The following is a 17,484-nucleotide window of genomic DNA, read 5'->3' on the forward strand; positions in this document are numbered from 1 at the left end:
GTCAGCGGCCCTGGTCCCGGAACTGGCTGAAGTCCAGCTTGCTCAGGTCCGGCAGTGCCTGGCCCGGCGGCAGGCCGGGGACCCCGCCGGGCGCTCCCCCGCCGGCGGACCCACCGGCCCCGGGCGCTCCGCCGATGGCCCGCCGGGCCGGGGGCTTCTTGCCCTTCTGCTTCTTCCCCTTGCGGGGGGCGGCCTGGATCTGCCGGCCGCGGGCCTTCTTCGACATCGGGCCCATGCCGGGCATGCCCATGCTGCCGGCCATCTGGCCCATCATCTTCTGGGCCTGGACGAAGCGCTCCAGCAGCGAGTTGACCTCGGTGACGGTGACCCCGGAGCCGTTGGCGATCCGGACCCGCCGCGAGGCGTTGATGATCTTGGGGGTGACCCGCTCGGCGGGGGTCATGGACCGGATGATGGCCGCGGTGCGGTCCAGGTCCCGGTCGTCGACCTGCTTGAGCTGCTCCTTCATCTGCCCGGCGCCCGGGAGCATGCCGAGCAGGTTCGCGATCGGGCCCATCTTGCGGATGGCCAGCATCTGCTCGAGGAAGTCCTCGAGGGTGAAGCCCTCCCGGCTGGCCAGCTTGCCGGCCATGGCCTCGGCCTGGTCGGCGTCGAAGGCCTGCTCGGCCTGCTCGATGAGGGTGAGGACGTCGCCCATGCCCAGGATGCGCGAGGCCATCCGCTCGGGGTGGAAGACGTCGAAGTCGGTGAGCTTCTCACCGGTGGAGGCGAACATGATCGGCTCGCCGGTCACGCCGCGGACGCTGAGCGCGGCGCCACCGCGGGCGTCGCCGTCGAGCTTGGTCAGCACGACGCCGGAGAACCCGACGCCCTCCTGGAAGGCGATCGCGGTGGTGACGGCGTCCTGGCCGATCATCGCGTCGACGACGAAGAGCGTCTCGTCGGGCTGGACGGCGTCCCGGATGCCGGCGGCCTGGGCCATCAGCTCGGCGTCGATGCCCAGCCGGCCGGCGGTGTCGACGACCACGACGTCGTGCATGGTGCGCCGGGCGTGGTCGATCGAGTCCCGGGCGACCTGGACCGGGTCGCCGACGCCGTTGCCCGGCTGCGGGGCGTACACGTCGACCCCGGCCTGGCCGGCGACGATGGACAGCTGGTTGACCGCGTTGGGGCGCTGCAGGTCGCAGGCCACCAGCAGCGGGGTGTGGCCCTGCGCCTTGAGCCAGCGCCCGAGCTTGCCGGCCAGGGTGGTCTTGCCGGCGCCCTGGAGGCCGGCCAGCATGATCACCGTCGGGGACTGCTTGGCGAAGCGGATCCGCCGGGTCTCCCCGCCGAGGACGCCGACGAGCTCCTCGTTGACGATCTTGATGATCTGCTGGGCCGGGTTCAGCGCCTGGCTGACCTCGGCACCGCGGGCGCGCTCCTTGACCGCGGTGATGAAGGACCGCACCACCGGCAGGGCGACGTCGGCCTCGAGCAGCGCGATGCGGATCTCGCGGGCGGTCGCGTCGATGTCGGCCTCGGACAGCCGGCCCTTGCCGCGCAGTCCGGTGAAGACCGCGTCGAGCCGGTCGGACAGGGTCTCGAACACAACACGTCCTCACGCAGGTGGATCAGGGACGGTCCCGACGCACGGGACCGCTCCCCAGGGTATCGAGCGACGCTCAGGCGGCCTGCTGCCACAGCGTGGCGGCACCCGGGGCGCCCAGCAGCAGCGCGTCGCCACAGCCCGTGCAGACCCACTCGGGGCAGTCCAGCCCGTCCTCGGCGTGCCCGTCGGCGCAGGGCGGCTGCTCCACCACGGTCTCCTCGGCACAGACGGCGCAGTCGTAGAGCTCCACGGTGACCTCCCGGTGTCGCGGCCGACGGCGTGCCCGTCGACCTGGGAGGGACCGTGCCACGGGGGTACGACAGGACCGCCCACGCCGAGGACGCGGCAGGGCCGGTCAGCCCGGGGACACCCCCGCGGCGGCCGACAGCAGCGCCTGCTCCGCCCGCGCCCGCTGGCCCGCGTCGACCGGCGTGCCGGAGGGGTCGGCCAGGTAGAAGGCGTCGACGGCGTCGGCACCCAGGGTCTCCACCGAGGCGGAGGTGACGTCCAGGCCCTCCCCCGCCAGGGCCGCAGTGAGCCGGTAGAGCAGCCCGGCCCGGTCACCGGCCCGGACCTCGACCAGGGTGTTCGCCGCCCCGGTCGCCTCGGCGTCGAACCAGGCCACCCGCGGCGGGGCACCCCGGACGCCGTCCTGGCTGTAGTCCTTCTCCCGCTGGGCCAGTCGCTGCGCCAGTGGGAGGCTGCCCTCCAGGGCGGCCCGCACGCCGTCGGCCAGGATCTCCGGGACCGGGGCCCGCCCGAAGCGGGGCCGGACGGCGAACACCTGCGTCGCGTGCCCGCCCTCCACGGTCACCCGGGCGGCGCGCACGTCGAGCTGGTTGAGCGCCAGGACCCCGGCGCACAGGCTGAACAGGCCGGGCCGGTCCGGGGCGCCGATGGTGACCTGCTGGCCGTCGACGACGTCCTCGATGCCGACGGTGACCGGCTGGGTCGGGCCCGGGATGGCCGGTGCGGGGACGGTGGCCAGCGGGTCGCTGGGCTCCAGCACCGGCTCGGGCACGGTGGTGCTCCCCAGCCGGGCGGCGACCCGGCCGACCAGCGCGGCGACCAGGTGCGCCTTCCACGGCGACCAGGCCGAGGTGGAGGTGGCGGCGCCGTCGGCCTGGGCCAGGGCGTGCAGCAGCTGCAGCAGGGCGGCGTCGCCGTCGATGGCCTCCACGACCCGGTCGACGGTCGCCGGGTCGTCGATGTCGCGGTGGGTGGCGACGTCGGGCAGCAGCAGGTGGCAGCGCACCATCGCCACCAGCATGTCCACGTCGGGCGGGGCGAACCCCATCCGGGTGGCCATCTCCCCGATCACGACCACCCCGACGTCGGTGTGGTCCCCGGGCCAGCCCTTGCCGATGTCGTGCAGCAGCGCGCCGACCAGCAGCAGGTCGGGGCGGTCGACGTCCCGGGTGAGCTCGGCGGCGGCCGCGGCGGCCTCCACCAGGTGCCGGTCGACGGTGAACCGGTGCCACGGGTGACGCTGGGGCAGCGACCGGACCCGGTCCCACTCCGGCAGCATCCGGGCCAGCAGTCCCTCCTGGTCCAGCTGCTCGAGCACCGGCACGGCACTGCGGCCACTGGCCAGCAGTCGCAGGAAGGACCAGCGCACCTCCGGCGGCCACGGCTCGGGCAGCGGCGGGGCGTGCACGGCGAGCACCTTGAGCGTGTAGGGCGACAGCAGCAGGTCCGCGCGGGCGGCGGCCGCGGCACCGCGCAGCACCAGGCCGGGGTCGACGGCGGGGCGGGCGTCACGGGCCAGCACGACCTCGTCGCCCTGGCGCACCAGGCCCTCGGCCAGCGGCTCCCGGCGGACCCGGCGGTAGCGGGTGCGCGGCCGGCGGACCAGGGCGGCGTCGACCCGGCGCCAGGTCTCGTCGGCGACGAAGGCCAGCCGGCGGCCGGCCAGGCTCACCTGGCGGATGAGGGCGTCGTCGTCGGCGAGCCCGAGGGCCTGGGCGACACCACGCTGCTCCTGTCGCACCAGCACGTCCGAGGCCCGGCGCGACCGCCGACGGAGCTCGTCGCGCACGTCGACCAGGAAGGCGTAGGCCTCCCCCGCGTCGGCCGGCGGCTCGTCGACCAGCTGGGCGGTGGACAGCGCGCGCAGCACCTGGCCCTCGCGGAGACCGCCGTAGGCCTCCTTGAGGTCGGGCTCCAGCAGGAAACCCAGCTCCCCCACGGTGCGGACCCGCCCGCGGCGGATGTCGCGCAGCTCGGGCAGCAACCGGGCGGCGTGCTGCCGCCAGCTGGCCAGCGTCGCGGTCCGCAGCCGGGCGGCCAGCTCGGCGTCCCCGGCCACGTGCCGGACGTCGAGCAGCCCGAGCCCGGCCTTCACGTCGGTCCCCGCCACCTGGACGGCCTCGGCGACGGTGCGCACGGAGTGGTCCAGCTTGTGGCCGGCGTCCCAGACGGGGTACCAGAGCGCGTCGGCCAGGGCGCCGATCTCGGGACGGCCGTCGTGCACCAGGACCAGGTCCAGGTCCCCGTACGGGGCCGGTTCCCGGCGGCCCAGGCTGCCGACCGCGACCAGCGCGACGCCGGTGCCGGCCGGGGCGGGGCTCTGCCCACGGCGCGGGGCCGGGCGGGGGGTGGCCGCGACGGCGGCGTCGAGCAGTCCGCCCAGCCAGGTGTCGAGGGCGGCGACCCGTCCGACGCGGGGCAGCGCGGCCAGCTCGGCGGGGTCGGGGGCCGTGACGGCCCGCAGCTCGGTCACGGGGGCACCTCGTTCCGTGCGGGGACGGCGTCCGTGCCGTCGCGGTGGGTGGAACGGCGTCGGCCGGGGCGGTGGGAGACCCACCACCCCGGCCGACGTCGACGGGCTGAGCGACTACAGGGCGTCGGCCCCGCGCTCGCCGGTGCGGACCCGGACGATCTCGTCGATCGTCGTCACCCAGACCTTGCCGTCACCGATCTGACCGGTGGAGGCGGACTCAACGACGGCGTCGACCACGCGGGCGGCGTCGGTCTCGCTGACGACGACCTCGATGCGCACCTTGGGGACGAAGTCCACCTGGTACTCCGCACCGCGGTAGACCTCGGTGTGGCCGCGCTGGCGGCCGAAGCCCTGGACCTCGCTGACCGTGAGGCCGGCGATGCCGATGAGCTCCAGGGCGTTCTTGACGTCGTCGAGCTTGAACGGCTTGACGATCGCGGTGACCAGCTTCATCAGTGGGAACCCTCCACGGTCTTGGCCGTCGTGGCCTGGTGCAGCGCGGAGCCGCTCCCGCCGCTCAGGCTGGTGAAGTCGTAGCCGGACTCGGCGTGCACGACGTTGTCGATCCCGGCGACCTCGTCCTCCTCGGTGATGCGGAAGCCCATCGTCTTCTCGATGACCAGCCCGATCACGTAGGTGAGGACGAAGGAGACGACCAGGACGGCGACGGCGCCGACGACCTGGCGCCACAGCTGGTCCACGCTACCGCCGAAGAAGAGGCTCTCCACGCCGGCGGGGGCGTCGGGGTCGGCCAGGAAGCCGATGGCGATGGTGCCCCAGAGGCCACCGACGAGGTGGACGCCGACGACGTCGAGGGAGTCGTCGTAGCCGAAGCGGTACTTCAGGCCCACGGCCAGGGCGCAGAGCACACCGGCCAGGACGCCGATGATGATCGCGCCGACCGGGGAGACGGCGGAGCAGGCGGGGGTGATCGCGACCAGGCCGGCGACGACGCCGGAGGCGCCACCCAGGGAGGTCGAGTGGCCGTCGCGGAGCTTCTCCGTCAGCAGCCAGCCCAGCACGGCGGCGCCGGTGGCGACCAGGGTGTTGACCCAGACCACCGCGGCGGTGTTGTTGGCGGCCAGGGCGGAGCCGGCGTTGAAGCCGAACCAGCCGAACCACAGCAGCCCGGCACCGATCATGACCAGCGGCAGGTTGTGCGGGCGCATGGCCTCGCGGCCGAAGCCGCGGCGCTTGCCGAGGACCAGGGCCAGGGCCAGGCCCGCGGCACCGGCGTTGATGTGCACCGCGGTGCCACCGGCGAAGTCGACCGCCTTCAGGGTGTTTGCGATCCAGCCACCGACGTGGGTGACGGTGCCGTCGTCGTCGGTGAGGGTGAAGTCGAAGACCCAGTGGGCGATCGGGAAGTAGACGATCGTGGCCCAGACGCCGGCGAAGACCATCCAGGCGCCGAACTTGGCCCGGTCGGCGATGGCACCGGAGATCAGCGCGACGGTGATGATCGCGAAGACGGCCTGGAAGCCGACGAACGCCATGACCGGCAGCCCGCCCTCGGCGGTGAGGTCCTCCATCAGGCCCTTGAGGCCGAAGAACTCCGTCGGGTCACCGAGCAGCCCGGCGCCGACGTCGTTGCCGAAGGCGATGGAGTAGCCGTAGAGCACCCAGAGCACGCTGATCAGCGCAGCCGCTCCGAAGCTCATCATCATCATGTTGAGGACGCTCTTCGCGCGGACCATGCCGCCGTAGAAGAGCGCGAGACCTGGCGTCATCAGCAGCACGAGAGCTGCGCTGGTGAGGATCCAGGCGGTGTCGCCGGTGTTGACCACGGCAACCTCCTGACATCGGTCGTCGGCCATCGGCCGCATCGGGGGCCCGGGAGGGCGGGGGCGGGGTGCCGGGCGCAGGCCCGGCAGAGCTGCGCGATCGGGCTGCGCGGTGGTGTGCGGTGGTGTGCGGTGGTGCGGTGCTGGTGTGGGGACACCGTGCCCAGACCGTGTTTCCGACGGGGTCCTGGACGTGTTTCGGGACCGTGAACACGTCCGCGCGTGTCGTCCCCCCGTGTTCCGGACGTGTTGCGTGGGCCCGACCGGCGCCGTCGGTGTGTCGATCGCCACCCCTCCCTGTGCGGTCCGGGTCCTTCTTGCGAACGCTGTGCAGGTGCCAGAGGAGTGCAATAAGGTCCGCCCGTGACGCTCACCGCACCGACCACCGCCGCCGACGGGCGCGCGGGGTTCACCCGCCCCGACCGCCGCCGGATCGCGGCCATGACCGCCGTCGTCGTGGTCCTGCACGTGGTCGGCTGGGGAGTGCTCGTCCTCGGGGTCGCCCCGCAGCGGCTGGACCTGGGCAGCGCCGGGGTCCTCGGGGTCGGCGTGGGCCTGACCGCCTACCTGCTCGGCGTGCGGCACGCCTTCGACGCCGACCACATCGCCACGATCGACAACACCACCCGCAAGCTCGTCGGCGAGGGACGCTCCGCCGTCGGCACCGGGTTCTGGTTCTCCCTGGGCCACTCCTCGGTGGTGCTGGTGGCCAGCGTGCTGCTCGCGGTCGGCGTGCAGTCCGTCGCCGGCGTCATCCAGGACGGCGACTCGAGCACCGCGCAGACCCTGGGGCTCATCGGCACCCTGGTCGCCGGGGGCTTCCTGCTGCTGATCGGCCTGATGAACCTGGCCTCCGTCGTCGGCATCGCGAAGGTCTTCCGCGGCATGCGGTCCGGCGAGCTCGACGAGGCCCAGCTGGAGCACCACCTGCACAACCGCGGGTTCCTGGCCCGACTGCTCAACCGGGTCACCCGCCGGGTCAGCAAGCCCTGGCACCTCTACCCGGTGGGCCTGCTGATGGGCCTGGGCTTCGACACCGCGACCCAGGTCGGGCTGCTGGTGCTCATCGCCGGCTCCGCGGCGTTCGTGCTGCCCTGGTACGCGATCGTCGTCCTGCCGGTGCTCTTCATGGCCGGGATGAGCCTGTTCGACACCGCCGACGGCATCCTGATGACCCGCGCCTACGGCTGGGCCCTGGTCAAGCCGGTCCGCAAGGTGTTCTACAACCTGACCGTCACGGTGCTGTCGGTGGTCGTCGCGCTCGTCGTCGGCACGATGGTGCTGATCGGCCTGCTGGTCGAGCGGCTGGGCATCGACAGCGGCCCGCTGGCCTGGATCGCCTCGCTGGACCTGGACTACGTCGGCTTCGCGATCGTCGGGCTGTTCGTCGTCACCTGGGGTCTGGCGCTGGCGGTCTGGCGCTACGGCCGCATCGAGGAACGCTGGCAGCCCGAGGCCGCCCCGCACCACTGAGGGCGCGGGGCGGAGGCTCGGGCGCGGGGGCCCAGGCCCAGGCGTTCAGGCGCCGACCAGTGCCTCGGCGAACGCCCGCGGCTCGAAGGGCGCCAGGTCGTCGGCCCCCTCGCCGAGCCCGATCAGCTTCACCGGGATGCCCAGCTCGCGCTGGACCGAGACCACGATGCCGCCCTTGGCGGTGCCGTCGAGCTTGGTGAGCACGATGCCGGTGACCGTCACGGCCTCGGTGAAGACCCGGGCCTGCACGATCCCGTTCTGCCCGGTGGTGGCGTCCAGCACCAGCAGCACCTCGTCGACCGGGCTCTGCTTCTCCACGACGCGCTTGACCTTGCCCAGCTCGTCCATCAGACCGCTCTTGGTGTGCAGCCGCCCGGCGGTGTCCACCAGCACGGCGTCCACGTCGGCCTCCCGACCGGCCTTGACCGCCTCGAAGGCCACCGAGGCGGGGTCCCCGCCCTCCCGGCCCCGGACGGTGACGACGCCGACGCGCTCGCCCCAGGTCTCCAGCTGGTCGGCGGCGGCGGCGCGGAAGGTGTCGGCCGCGCCCAGCAGCACGCTGCGACCGTCGCCCACCAGGACCCGGGCGATCTTGCCGCAGGTGGTGGTCTTGCCGGCGCCGTTGACCCCGACGACCAGGACGACGGCCGGGCGGTCCAGCTCGGCGTCGGTGGCCAGCGTGCGGTCCATGTCCGGGCCCAGCACCCCGACCAGCTCGCGGACCAGCAGCTCGCGCAGCGCGCCGGGGTCCCCGGTGGCCAGCACCATCGACTGGGTGCGCAGCCGGTCCACGATCTGGGTGGTGGCGGCGACGCCGACGTCGGCGGCCAGCAGGGTCTCCTCGACCTCCTCCCAGTCCTCCTCGGTCAGCCGCTCGCGGGCCAGCACGGTCAGCAGGCCGCGTCCCAGCGAGGACTGCGAGCGGGCCAGCCGGGACCGGAGCCGGACCAGGCGCCCGGCGGAGGGCAACGGCGTCTCGAAGACCAGCCCGGGCTCGGGCTCGGCCGGCGGGAGCTCCACCGGGGTGGCCGGGTCGACGTCGACGGGCGGGCCGGTCGAGGGCGGTGCGGGCGGGGCACTGGTCGAGGCGGTCGCGCCCGTGCCGGGGGCCGGCCGGGTGAGCGTGGTGCCCCGGGCGGCGTCGTCGTCCAGACGGACGGTGCGGCGGCCGCGGCTGACCAGCAGGCCGACGCCGGCGAGCAGCGCGACGACCACGATCGCCACGGCGATGACGATGAACTCCATGACAGGAGTCTCCCAGCTCCGGCTGGGCGGCACCTGGGGCGGTGCGGGACCCTGAGGACGTGCCGCCCAGCCCCAGCGCCAGCTCCTCCTCCGCCCCGTCCCTCGTCCTGGGTCCGCTGCTGCGCCACGTCGACCCGGTGTCGGCGACGGTGTGGGTGGAGACCGACGGGCCGTGCACCGTGCGGGTGCTGGACGCCTCGGCGCGGACCTTCTGCGTGGGCGGGCACCACTACGCCCTGGTGGTGATCACCGGTCTGGAGCCGGGCAGCGTCACGCCCTACGAGGTCCACCTGGACGGCGCCCGGGTGTGGCCGCCCCGGCACACGTCGTTCCCGCCCAGCCGGATCCGCACCCCCGGCGGTCCCGGGCCCTTCCGGATCGCCTTCGGGTCCTGCCGGTACGCGACGCCCTCGGCGGTCGACGTGCGGGACGGGATCGCCCCGGACGCGCTGGACTCCTACGCGGTGCAGCTGGCGGACACCCCGCAGCAGGAGTGGCCCGACGCGCTGGTGCTGCTGGGCGACCAGGTCTACGCCGACGAGACGACGCCGGCGACCCAGGCCTGGATGGCCACCCGCCGCGACCTGTCGCAGCCGCCGGGCGTACAGGCCGCGGACTACGAGGAGTACACCCGGCTCTACCGCGAGTCCTGGGGCGACCCGGAGGTGCGCTGGCTGCTGTCGACCATCCCGTCCTCGATGATCTTCGACGACCACGAGATGATCGACGACTGGAACACCTCGGCGGCCTGGCGCGCGGACACCGTCGGGCAGCCGTGGTGGCGGACCCGGATCACCGGTGGCCTGACCAGCTACTTCGTCTACCAGCACCTGGGCAACCTGTCCCCCGCCGAGCTGGCCGACAACCCCACCTGGGCGGCCATGCAGAGCGACGGTGCCTCCTCGGTGGACGCCGAGCCGATGCTCACCGCGATGGCCGAGGGAGCCGACGGGGACCCACAGGCCTTCCGCTGGAGCTACGTCCGGCACTGGGACCACGTCCGGCTGGTGATGGTCGACAGCCGCGCAGGCCGGGTGCTGGAGGAGGCCGACCGGCAGATCCTCGACGACACCGAGTTCACCTGGGTCGAGGACGCCCTGGGCGAGGCCGTCGCCGACGGCGTCTCCCACGTCCTGGTCGGGACGTCGCTGCCCTGGCTGCTGCCGCACGCGATCCACGACATCGAGCGGTGGAACGAGACGCTCAACGTGCGCCACCACCGCCGGCCGCTGGGCCGGCTGGCGGAGGCGGTGCGGCAGGGCGCGGACCTGGAGCACTGGGCCGCCTTCGGCCGGTCCTTCGAGCGGCTGGGCGCCGCCCTGGTGTCCATCGCCCGGGGAGAGGCCGGCCCCGCCCCGGCGACGGTGATGGTGCTGTCCGGGGACGTGCACCACGCCTACGCGGCGGAACTGGTGCACCCGGGCGACCTGACCAGCCGGGTGCACCAGCTGACGGTCTCCCCGCTGCACAACAAGGCCCCGCACGCCATCGAGATCGGCTTCCGGGTCGGCTGGAGCCGGTGGGCCCGGGCCGTGACCGGCGCCCTCACCCGGGTCGCCCGGGTCCCCCGCACGGGACTGGTCTGGGAGAAGCAGGCCGGGCCGTTCTTCGGCAACGAGCTCGGTGAGCTGGTGCTCGAGGGCGCCGACGCCCGCTTCCGGCTGTGGGCCACCAGCCGGGCCGACGACGGCACCCCGCAGTTCACCCGGGTGCTGGACACCGAGCTGTCCTGAGTCAGCCCTGTGGGTCGGCCAGCACGTCCCGCCATGAGTGCTGCGGGTCGAAGCCCAGCAGCCGGCGGGCCTTGTCGATCGAGTAGAACGTCTCGTGCGGCCCCATCGGACGCCGCAGCTCCACGCCGTCGTAGAACTGCTCCCGGACCTCGTCTGTGGTGGCAGCCACCGAGGAGTCGGCGTTGGCCACGTTGAAGACCTCGTAGCCCAGCCCGTCGGTCTCCAGGCACCGCTGCACGGCCTGCCCGAGGTCGCGGGTGTCGATGTAGGCGAACACGTTGCGGCGGCGCAGGGCCGGGTCGGCCAGGAACGCCGGGAAGAGCTGCTCGTACTCGTGCGGCTCGATGACGTTGTTGATCCGCAGGCCGTACACGTCGGCCCCGGTCCGGGCGTGGAAGGACCGCGCCGTCACCTCACCGGCGACCTTGCTCATCGCGTAGGAGTCCTCGGGCACCGTCGGGTGCTCCTCGTCCACGGGCAGGTACTGCGGACGGCGCTCCCCCTGGGCGAAGCAGATGCCGTAGGTGGTCTCCGAGGAGGCGAAGACGACCTTCCGGATGCCCAGCCGGGTGGCCGCCTCCAGCACGTTGTAGGTGCTCAGCACGTTGGTCGCGTACGTCGTCGCGTCGGCGGTCAGCAGGATCGCCGGCACCGCGGCGAAGTGCACCACCGCGTCGTAGGCCGGCACCGCGGGCAGGTCGAGCTCGGACGCCCGGGCCGCACCGGCCATCGCCGACCACGTCTGGCCCAGGTCGGTCAGGTCCACCCGCAGGTCGGCGATGCCCTCGTGCCGCAGCGGGGTGAGGTCGGCGTTGGTGACCTGGTGGCCCTGGTCGGCCAGGAAGGGCGCGACGTGGTGGCCGGCCTTGCCGGAGCCACCGGTGAAGAAGATGCGCATGCCCCCATGCAACCCCACCGCCCGGGCGGCTGCGACCGACGCGGGATGGCAGGGTGGGCGTCGTGCGCCACCCCTCCGCAGCCCACGGCGTCCGCCGGTGACCGCGCTGCGGCTGGTCACCTTCAACACCCACCACGGCGTCGGGGACGACGGCCGGCACGACCTGGTGCGGGTGGCCGAGCTGCTGCAGCGCACCGATGCCGACGTGGTGTGCCTGCAGGAGGTCGACCGGCACTTCGGGGAGCGCAGCGAGGGCGTCGACCAGGCCGAGCTGCTGGCCCGGGCGCTGGACCGCGAGCTCGTCTGGGGCTCGGCGATCAGCAAGCGGACCGCGGGCGCACCCGACCGGCAGTACGGCAACGCGCTGCTCACCCGTCTGCCGGTGCTCGACGACCACGTGACACCGCTGCCCGGGGACGGCGAGCCGCGGGGCGCCGTCCGGGTGCTGTTGGGCATCGGGGGCACCGCCGTCACCGTCGTCACCACGCACCTGTCCAGCCAGTCCGCGCGCGCCCGGGCCGCCCAGGCCCAGGCGCTGGCCGGGCTGCTGCCCGACGCCGGGGCCGCGGTCGTCGTCGGGGACCTCAACTGCGGGCCGGCCGCCGCCGAGCTGGCCCCGCTGCGGGCGCGGCTGCGGGACGGCTGGCAGGCCGCCGGCGCTCGGGCCGACCAGGCCCGCCGCTGGCAGCTGTGGAAGCGGGAGCAGGGGCTCACCCACCCGGCCCGACGTCCCCGGGTGCGGATCGACCAGGTGTGGGTCTCCCCCGAGGTCCGGGTGCGCAGCGCCGCGGTCCTGGACGGCTCGGCCTGCTCGGACCACCACCCCCTCCAGATCGACCTCGAGATCGGCTGACCGCGATGCCCCCGTTCCACCCCGACCTGGCCGACGCCCGCCGGCTCCCGCAGGTGTCGCTGGGTCCGCGTTCGCTGCGGGTGGTCCGCACGCTGGGCCGGCTGGCCCGGCCCGACGGCCGGGTGCCCGTCGTCCCGGTGTCGGCCGACGTCACGGTCCGGCTGTTCCGGCCCGCCGGGCCCGGTCCGTTCCCTGCGCTGCTCTGGGTGCACGGGGGCGGGCTCGTGCTCGGCTCGGCGGCGATGGACGACGCGTTCTGCCGCCGGGTCAGTGAGGAGCTGGGCGTGCTGGTCGCCGCGGTGGAGTACCGGCTGGCCCCCGAGCACCCCTACCCGGTGCCGCTCGAGGACTGCTGGACCGCGCTCACCTGGCTGGTCGGCCGCAGCGACGTCGACGCCACCCGGGTCGCCGTGGGCGGCGCCAGCGCCGGGGGCAACCTGGCCGCCGGGACGGCGCTGCTGGCCCGCGAGCGGGGCGTCGACCTGGCGTTCCAGCTGCTGGTCTACCCGATGCTCGACGACCGGACGACGACCCGCACCGACCTCGACGTCTCCTCGGTCCGGGTGTGGAGCCCGGGCTCCAACCGGTTCGGCTGGGCCGCCTACCTGGCCGGCCGGGCCGATGTGCCCGCGACCGCGGCGCCGGCCCGCGCGGAGGACCTGGCCGGCCTGCCCCCGGCCTGGGTGGGCGTCGGGACCAACGACCTGTTCCACGACGAGGACGTCACGTACGCCCGCCGGCTGCGCGCGGCCGGCGTCGACGTGCAGCTGGTCGAGGTGCCCGGGGCGTACCACGGGTTCGACGCGATCCAGCGCTCCGCTCCGGTGTCCCGGGACTTCACCGCGGCCCAGGTCGCGGCGCTGCGGGCGGCGCTGATCCGGTGACCGACGTCCACGTCGACCTCCCGGCCGGCCCCCGCGAGCTGACGGCCGACGAACGACGGCTGGTGACCGAGCTGGCGCAGGCCGCCGGGCTGGGCGACCAGGTCCCCGGCTGTCGGGTCACGGGCGCCTGCGCCTGCGGGTGCGCCTCGATCCGGCTGACCACCGAGAGCCCGCTCGAACCACCCTCCCACCGCGCGCTGGGCGCGACCGGGGTGCGGGCGGAGGGCGGACAGGTCGACGTCGTGCTGCACGTGCTGTCGGGCCGTCTCGCGGAGCTCGAGGTCGTCGACCCCGAGCACGGCGAGGGCCACCGGGTCGACCCCGCCGACGTCCTGGAGCTGACCGGACTGCACTGACCTCAGCCGGCGGGGCGCAGCCGCTGGCTGATCACCCCGGTGATGCCGTCCCCGCGCATGGAGACGCCGTAGAGGGCGTCGGCGATCTCCATCGTCCGCTTCTGGTGGGTGATGACGATGAGCTGCGAGGTGTCGCGCAGCTGCTCCACCAGGGTCAGCAGCCGGCCCAGGTTGACGTCGTCCAGGGCGGCCTCGACCTCGTCGAGCACGTAGAACGGCGAGGGCCGGGCCCGGAAGATCGCCACCAGCAGCGCGACGGCGGTGAGCGACCGCTCCCCGCCGGACAGCAGCGACAGCCGCTTGACCTTCTTGCCCGGCGGCCGGGCCTCGATCTCCACACCGGTGGTCAGCAGGTCGTCGGGGTCGGTGAGGGTGATCCGGCCCTCCCCGCCCGGGAAGAGGGTCTGGAAGACCTGCTCGAACTCCCGGGCGGTGTCGGCGAACGCGCTGGCGAACACCTCGTGGATCCGGTCGTCCACCTCCCGCACGACCGTCAGCAGGTCCCGCCGGGTGGCCCGCAGGTCCTCCAGCTGGGTGGCCAGGAACGTGCTGCGCTCCTCCAGGGCGGCGAACTCCTCCAACGCCAGCGGGTTCACCCGGCCCAGCGCGGCGAGGTCCTTCTCCGCGCGCGCCGCCCGGTGCTCCTGCTCGACCCGCACGTAGGGCACCGGCTCGGGCTCGGCGTCCCCCGCCGCCCGCGCCGCCGCCAGCTGCGGCGGGGTCGGGGGCACCGGCGCCTGCGGCCCGTACTCGGCGACCAGCACCTCCAGCTCGATGCCGTGCTCCTGGACCGCGCGGGCCTCCAGTGCCTCGATGCGCAGCCGCTGCTGCGCCCGGGCGACCTCGTCGCGGTGCACCTCGTCGGTGAGCCGGTCCAGCTCGGCGGTGTGCTCGCGCACCCTCGTCCGGACGACGAGCAGCTGTGCCTCCCGGCCGGTCCGGGCCGCCGCCAGCACGTCCCGCTCCCCCGCCGCGCGCTGCAGCGAACCGGCCAGCAGGACCGACGCGTCCTCCGCGGCCGACCGCACCTCCTCCGCGGTCGCTGCGCCCCGGGCCCGCGCCCGGCGGGCCACCTCGGCGCGCTCGCGGGCGGCCCGTTCCTGACGGGCCTGCCGGCGCAGCGCCTCGGCCCGGCCGTGCAGCGACCGGGCCCGCTCCTCCGCCGTCCGGACGCCGAGACGGGCCTCGGTCTCCGTCGTGCGCACGGCGGCCAGCTCGGCCCGCAGCCGGTCCCGCTCGGCCGGGGACGGCTCGTCCTCGACCGGGGCGGCCTCCGCGGCCGCGAGCCGGTCGGCCAGTCCGGACAGCGCGAGGGCAGCCTGCTCCAGCCCCTGCTCGGCGCGCACCCGGGCGGCGTCGGCGCGGTCGGCCTCGGCGGTCGCCGAGCGGGCGTCCGCGGCGAGCGCCGCCAGCTCGCGTCCCCGGGCGGCCTGCTCCTTCTCCGCCTCGCGCCGGGCCCGGGCCGCGGCCTCGGCGTCGGCGACAGCGACCCGGTGGGCGTCCCGGGCGCGGGCGAGCTCGGTGGCGAGCTCTGCGGCGCGGGCGGTCGCCGTCGCCAGCGCGCCGTCCGCCGCGTCGACCCGGGCCCGGACCTCCAGTCCCGAGGGCGCGTCGGGCTGCCCGCCCACGGCCCGGTCGCTGCCCAGCACGTCACCGGTGACGGTGACCGCTCGGACGGCGGGGTGCTCCGTGACCAGCGAGACGGCGGCGGCCAGGTCGGCGACCACGGCCACCCGGTCCAGGGCCCGCTGCACGGCGGCCGCGAGGTCGGCGGGGGCGTCGACGAGGTCGACCGCCCACCGGGCCCCGGCCGGCAGGGCCGGCCAGTCGGCCCGGTCACCGACGGCGGGGGCACCGGAGACCAGCACACCGACCCGCCCCGCGGCCTCGGCGGCCAGGTGCTCCAGCGCGTCCGCCGCTGCCCGGGGGCTGGTGACGACGACCGCCTCCGCGAGGCCGCCCAGCGCCGCCGCGACGGCGACCTCGTCCCCCGCGTGCACGGCCAGCCGCTCGGCGAGCGGGCCGGTGACCCCGCCCAGGACACCAGCCGCGGCGCCGGCGAGCACCGCGGCCGCTCCGTCGGCGGGGGCCAGACCCAGGGCGACGGCGTCGCGGTGCGCCTGGGCGGCCCCGCGCTCCCGCTCGGCGGTGCGCTCGGCGTCGGCGAGCTCGGCCACCACCCGGGCGGCGGCGGTCTGCGCGGCCAGGGCACGGTCGTGCGCGGCGGCCAGCGGCGAGGAGTCCCCGTCGTCGTCGGGCTGCTCGTGGGCAGCCAGCCGGTCGCCGGCCGCGTCGGCCCGGGCGGTGGCCTCCCGGGCCGCGGTCCCCAGCCGCTCCACCTCGGCCTCCCCCGCGGCGACCCGGGACCGTGCGGCAGCGACCTGGCCGCAGAGCCGGGCCAGGCCCTCGCGCCGGTCGGCCAGCGCACGGGCGGCGGCGACCAGCTCCCGCTCGGCGGCGGTGAGCGCGGCGTCCAGGGCGGTGCGGGCAGCGACGGCGGCGTCCAGCCGGCTCTGCTCCACCGCCAGCTGGGTGGCCAGCTCGGCCTCGGTGGCCTCGACCCGGGTCGCCTCGGCGTCCAGGGCATCGGGGTCCCGGCCCGAGGGGGCGGCCACCGGGGCGGACAGGTGCCGGTGCCGCTCGGCCGCCAGCTGCGCCGTGCCCCGGAACCGCTCCCCCAGCGTCGACAGTCGGAACCAGGTGTCCTGCGCGGCGGCCAGGGCCGGTGCGTCGGAGGCCAGCGCCGTCTCCAGGTCGGTCTGCTGGGCGGTCGCGGCAGCGAGGTCGACCTCGACCCGCGCGCGCTGCTCCCGGGCCGCGGTCTCGTCGGCGACGTCGGCGTCCAGCGCGGTGCGCAACGCCACCAGGTCGTCGGCGAGCAGCCGCAACCGGGCGTCCCGCAGGTCGGCCTGGACACCCGCGGCCCGGCGGGCGACCTCGGCCTGACGGCCCAGCGGCTTGAGCTGGCGGCGCAGCTCGGTGGTCAGGTCGGCCAGCCGGTCCAGGTTGGCCTGCATCGCGTCGAGCTTGCGGAGCGCCTTCTCCTTGCGCTTGCGGTGCTTGAGGACGCCGGCTGCCTCCTCGATGAAGCCGCGCCGGTCCTCGGGCCGGCCCGACAGCACGGCGTCGAGCTGCCCCTGCCCGACGATCACGTGCATCTCCCGGCCGATGCCGGAGTCGCTGAGCAGCTCCTGGACGTCGAGCAGGCGCACCTTGTCGCCGTTGATCTCGTACTCGCTCTCCCCGGACCGGTACATCCGCCGCGTGATCGAGACCTCGGTGTAGGCGATCGGCAGGGCACCGTCGGCGTTGTCGATCGTGAGCGTCACCTCGGCACGGCCCAGAGCCGCGCGGCCGGCGGTGCCGGCGAAGATGACGTCCTCCATCTTGCCGCCGCGCAGGCTCTTCGCGCCCTGCTCGCCGAGCACCCAGGCGATCGCGTCGACGACGTTGGACTTGCCCGAGCCGTTGGGCCCGACGACGGCGGTGATGCCCGGCTCCAGGCGCAGCGTCGTCGGCGACGCGAAGGACTTGAAGCCCTTCAGCGTCAGGGCCGACAGGTACACGGGGTCAGGCTAGCGACCGGGAGCGCCGGGACCTCCCCCTCGCACCGCCCGCGGAGCGTGGCGTGCGGGGTGCTGCCTCTCAGCGGGCGAGCGCGGGCTCCGCGTCGGCGCCGGCCATGGACAGCAGCTCGCGGGCGATGACCGCATCGCGCTCGGCGCGCAGCGTCGCGTTCTCGGACTCCAGCCGGGCGACCCGGGAGCGGAGCGAGGCGATCTCCTCGGCGATCCGCAGGTCGCGCGGGGCGACGACGTGACCGAACAGGGCCTTGGCCATGGCGCAGCAGCTTCTTTCCGTACGGCGGGGCCCGCGGCGACCTCGGGTCGACAGCGCCGGGGAGACCCGGGGCCGTGCGAGGCAGGCAGCGTGGGCTGGTGGGCCCAGGGTGACAGCCCCTGGGCCACCGGTCAACGGCTCCCC

Annotated in this window: 14 protein-coding genes; 5 read left to right on the forward strand and 9 right to left on the reverse strand. The window is 75.0% G+C overall.

The window, feature by feature from the left end; translation table 11 throughout:
- Window position 1: 1 nt before the first annotated feature.
- The 5 genes from ffh to ASG41_RS00330 form a co-directional block, all read right to left on the reverse strand.
- Window positions 2-1,552: a signal recognition particle protein gene (ffh, locus tag ASG41_RS00315; protein ID WP_056288119.1), complete on the reverse strand. Its 1,551-nt coding sequence runs from the start codon at window positions 1,550-1,552 to the stop codon at window positions 2-4.
- Window positions 1,553-1,625: 73 nt separating this feature from the next.
- Window positions 1,626-1,802, reverse strand: coding sequence for a hypothetical protein (locus ASG41_RS24050; RefSeq protein WP_200938663.1), 177 nt, complete (start codon window positions 1,800-1,802; stop codon window positions 1,626-1,628).
- Window positions 1,803-1,907: 105 nt separating this feature from the next.
- Window positions 1,908-4,274: a [protein-PII] uridylyltransferase gene (locus ASG41_RS00320; RefSeq protein WP_235564258.1), complete on the reverse strand. Its 2,367-nt coding sequence runs from the start codon at window positions 4,272-4,274 to the stop codon at window positions 1,908-1,910.
- A gap of 114 nt (window positions 4,275-4,388) precedes the next feature.
- Window positions 4,389-4,727, reverse strand: a complete 339-nt coding sequence (locus ASG41_RS00325; protein ID WP_056288122.1) for a P-II family nitrogen regulator — start codon at window positions 4,725-4,727, stop codon at window positions 4,389-4,391.
- A complete protein-coding gene (locus ASG41_RS00330) occupies window positions 4,727-6,061 on the reverse strand; it encodes an ammonium transporter (protein WP_200938664.1) in 1,335 nt (444 codons plus the stop codon). The genes ASG41_RS00325 and ASG41_RS00330 overlap by 1 nt, the downstream gene beginning before the upstream one ends.
- 360 nt (window positions 6,062-6,421) lie before the next feature.
- Between ASG41_RS00330 and ASG41_RS00335 the strand changes: the two genes are divergently transcribed.
- On the forward strand, window positions 6,422-7,531 hold the full coding sequence (locus tag ASG41_RS00335) for a HoxN/HupN/NixA family nickel/cobalt transporter (RefSeq protein WP_056288128.1): 1,110 nt from the start codon (window positions 6,422-6,424) through the stop codon (window positions 7,529-7,531).
- A 45-nt stretch (window positions 7,532-7,576) separates the two neighbouring features.
- On the opposite strand, the gene ftsY is transcribed toward ASG41_RS00335, so the two are convergent.
- Window positions 7,577-8,776 carry a signal recognition particle-docking protein FtsY gene (ftsY, locus tag ASG41_RS00340; protein WP_056288131.1) on the reverse strand — a complete coding sequence of 400 codons (1,200 nt, stop codon included), beginning with the start codon at window positions 8,774-8,776 and terminating at the stop codon, window positions 7,577-7,579.
- A gap of 59 nt (window positions 8,777-8,835) precedes the next feature.
- Between ftsY and ASG41_RS00345 the strand changes: the two genes are divergently transcribed.
- Entirely contained in the window at window positions 8,836-10,509 is a 1,674-nt protein-coding gene (locus ASG41_RS00345) for an alkaline phosphatase D family protein (protein WP_056289963.1), read from the forward strand.
- Window position 10,510: 1 nt separating this feature from the next.
- Here the strand turns inward: ASG41_RS00345 and ASG41_RS00350 are convergent, their stop codons facing one another.
- Complete coding sequence (locus ASG41_RS00350; protein ID WP_056288134.1) at window positions 10,511-11,407, reverse strand: NAD(P)-dependent oxidoreductase; 897 nt, start codon at window positions 11,405-11,407, stop codon at window positions 10,511-10,513.
- Between the two features lie 97 nt (window positions 11,408-11,504).
- Here ASG41_RS00350 and ASG41_RS00355 point away from each other — a divergent pair, with 97 nt between their 5' ends.
- Genes ASG41_RS00355 through ASG41_RS00365 form a run of 3 tightly spaced genes read left to right on the forward strand, consistent with a single transcriptional unit; the run spans window position 11,505 to window position 13,500 of the window.
- On the forward strand, window positions 11,505-12,260 hold the full coding sequence (locus ASG41_RS00355) for an endonuclease/exonuclease/phosphatase family protein (protein WP_056288137.1): 756 nt from the start codon (window positions 11,505-11,507) through the stop codon (window positions 12,258-12,260).
- Window positions 12,261-12,265: 5 nt separating this feature from the next.
- Window positions 12,266-13,144, forward strand: a complete 879-nt coding sequence (locus ASG41_RS00360) for an alpha/beta hydrolase (RefSeq protein ID WP_056288140.1) — start codon at window positions 12,266-12,268, stop codon at window positions 13,142-13,144.
- The gene (locus ASG41_RS00365) at window positions 13,141-13,500 is read left to right on the forward strand and encodes a hypothetical protein (protein WP_056288144.1); all 360 of its coding nucleotides are present in this window, start codon (window positions 13,141-13,143) and stop codon (window positions 13,498-13,500) included. The genes ASG41_RS00360 and ASG41_RS00365 overlap by 4 nt, the downstream gene beginning before the upstream one ends.
- A 2-nt stretch (window positions 13,501-13,502) precedes the next feature.
- Here the strand turns inward: ASG41_RS00365 and smc are convergent, their stop codons facing one another.
- Window positions 13,503-17,066, reverse strand: a complete 3,564-nt coding sequence (smc, locus tag ASG41_RS00370) for a chromosome segregation protein SMC (RefSeq protein ID WP_056288148.1) — start codon at window positions 17,064-17,066, stop codon at window positions 13,503-13,505.
- A 79-nt stretch (window positions 17,067-17,145) separates the two neighbouring features.
- A complete protein-coding gene (locus ASG41_RS00375; protein WP_056288152.1) occupies window positions 17,146-17,340 on the reverse strand; it encodes a hypothetical protein in 195 nt (64 codons plus the stop codon).
- Window positions 17,341-17,484: the final 144 nt, after the last annotated feature.

The organism is Modestobacter sp. Leaf380 (assembly GCF_001424485.1).
GTDB lineage: Bacteria > Actinomycetota > Actinomycetes > Mycobacteriales > Geodermatophilaceae > Klenkia.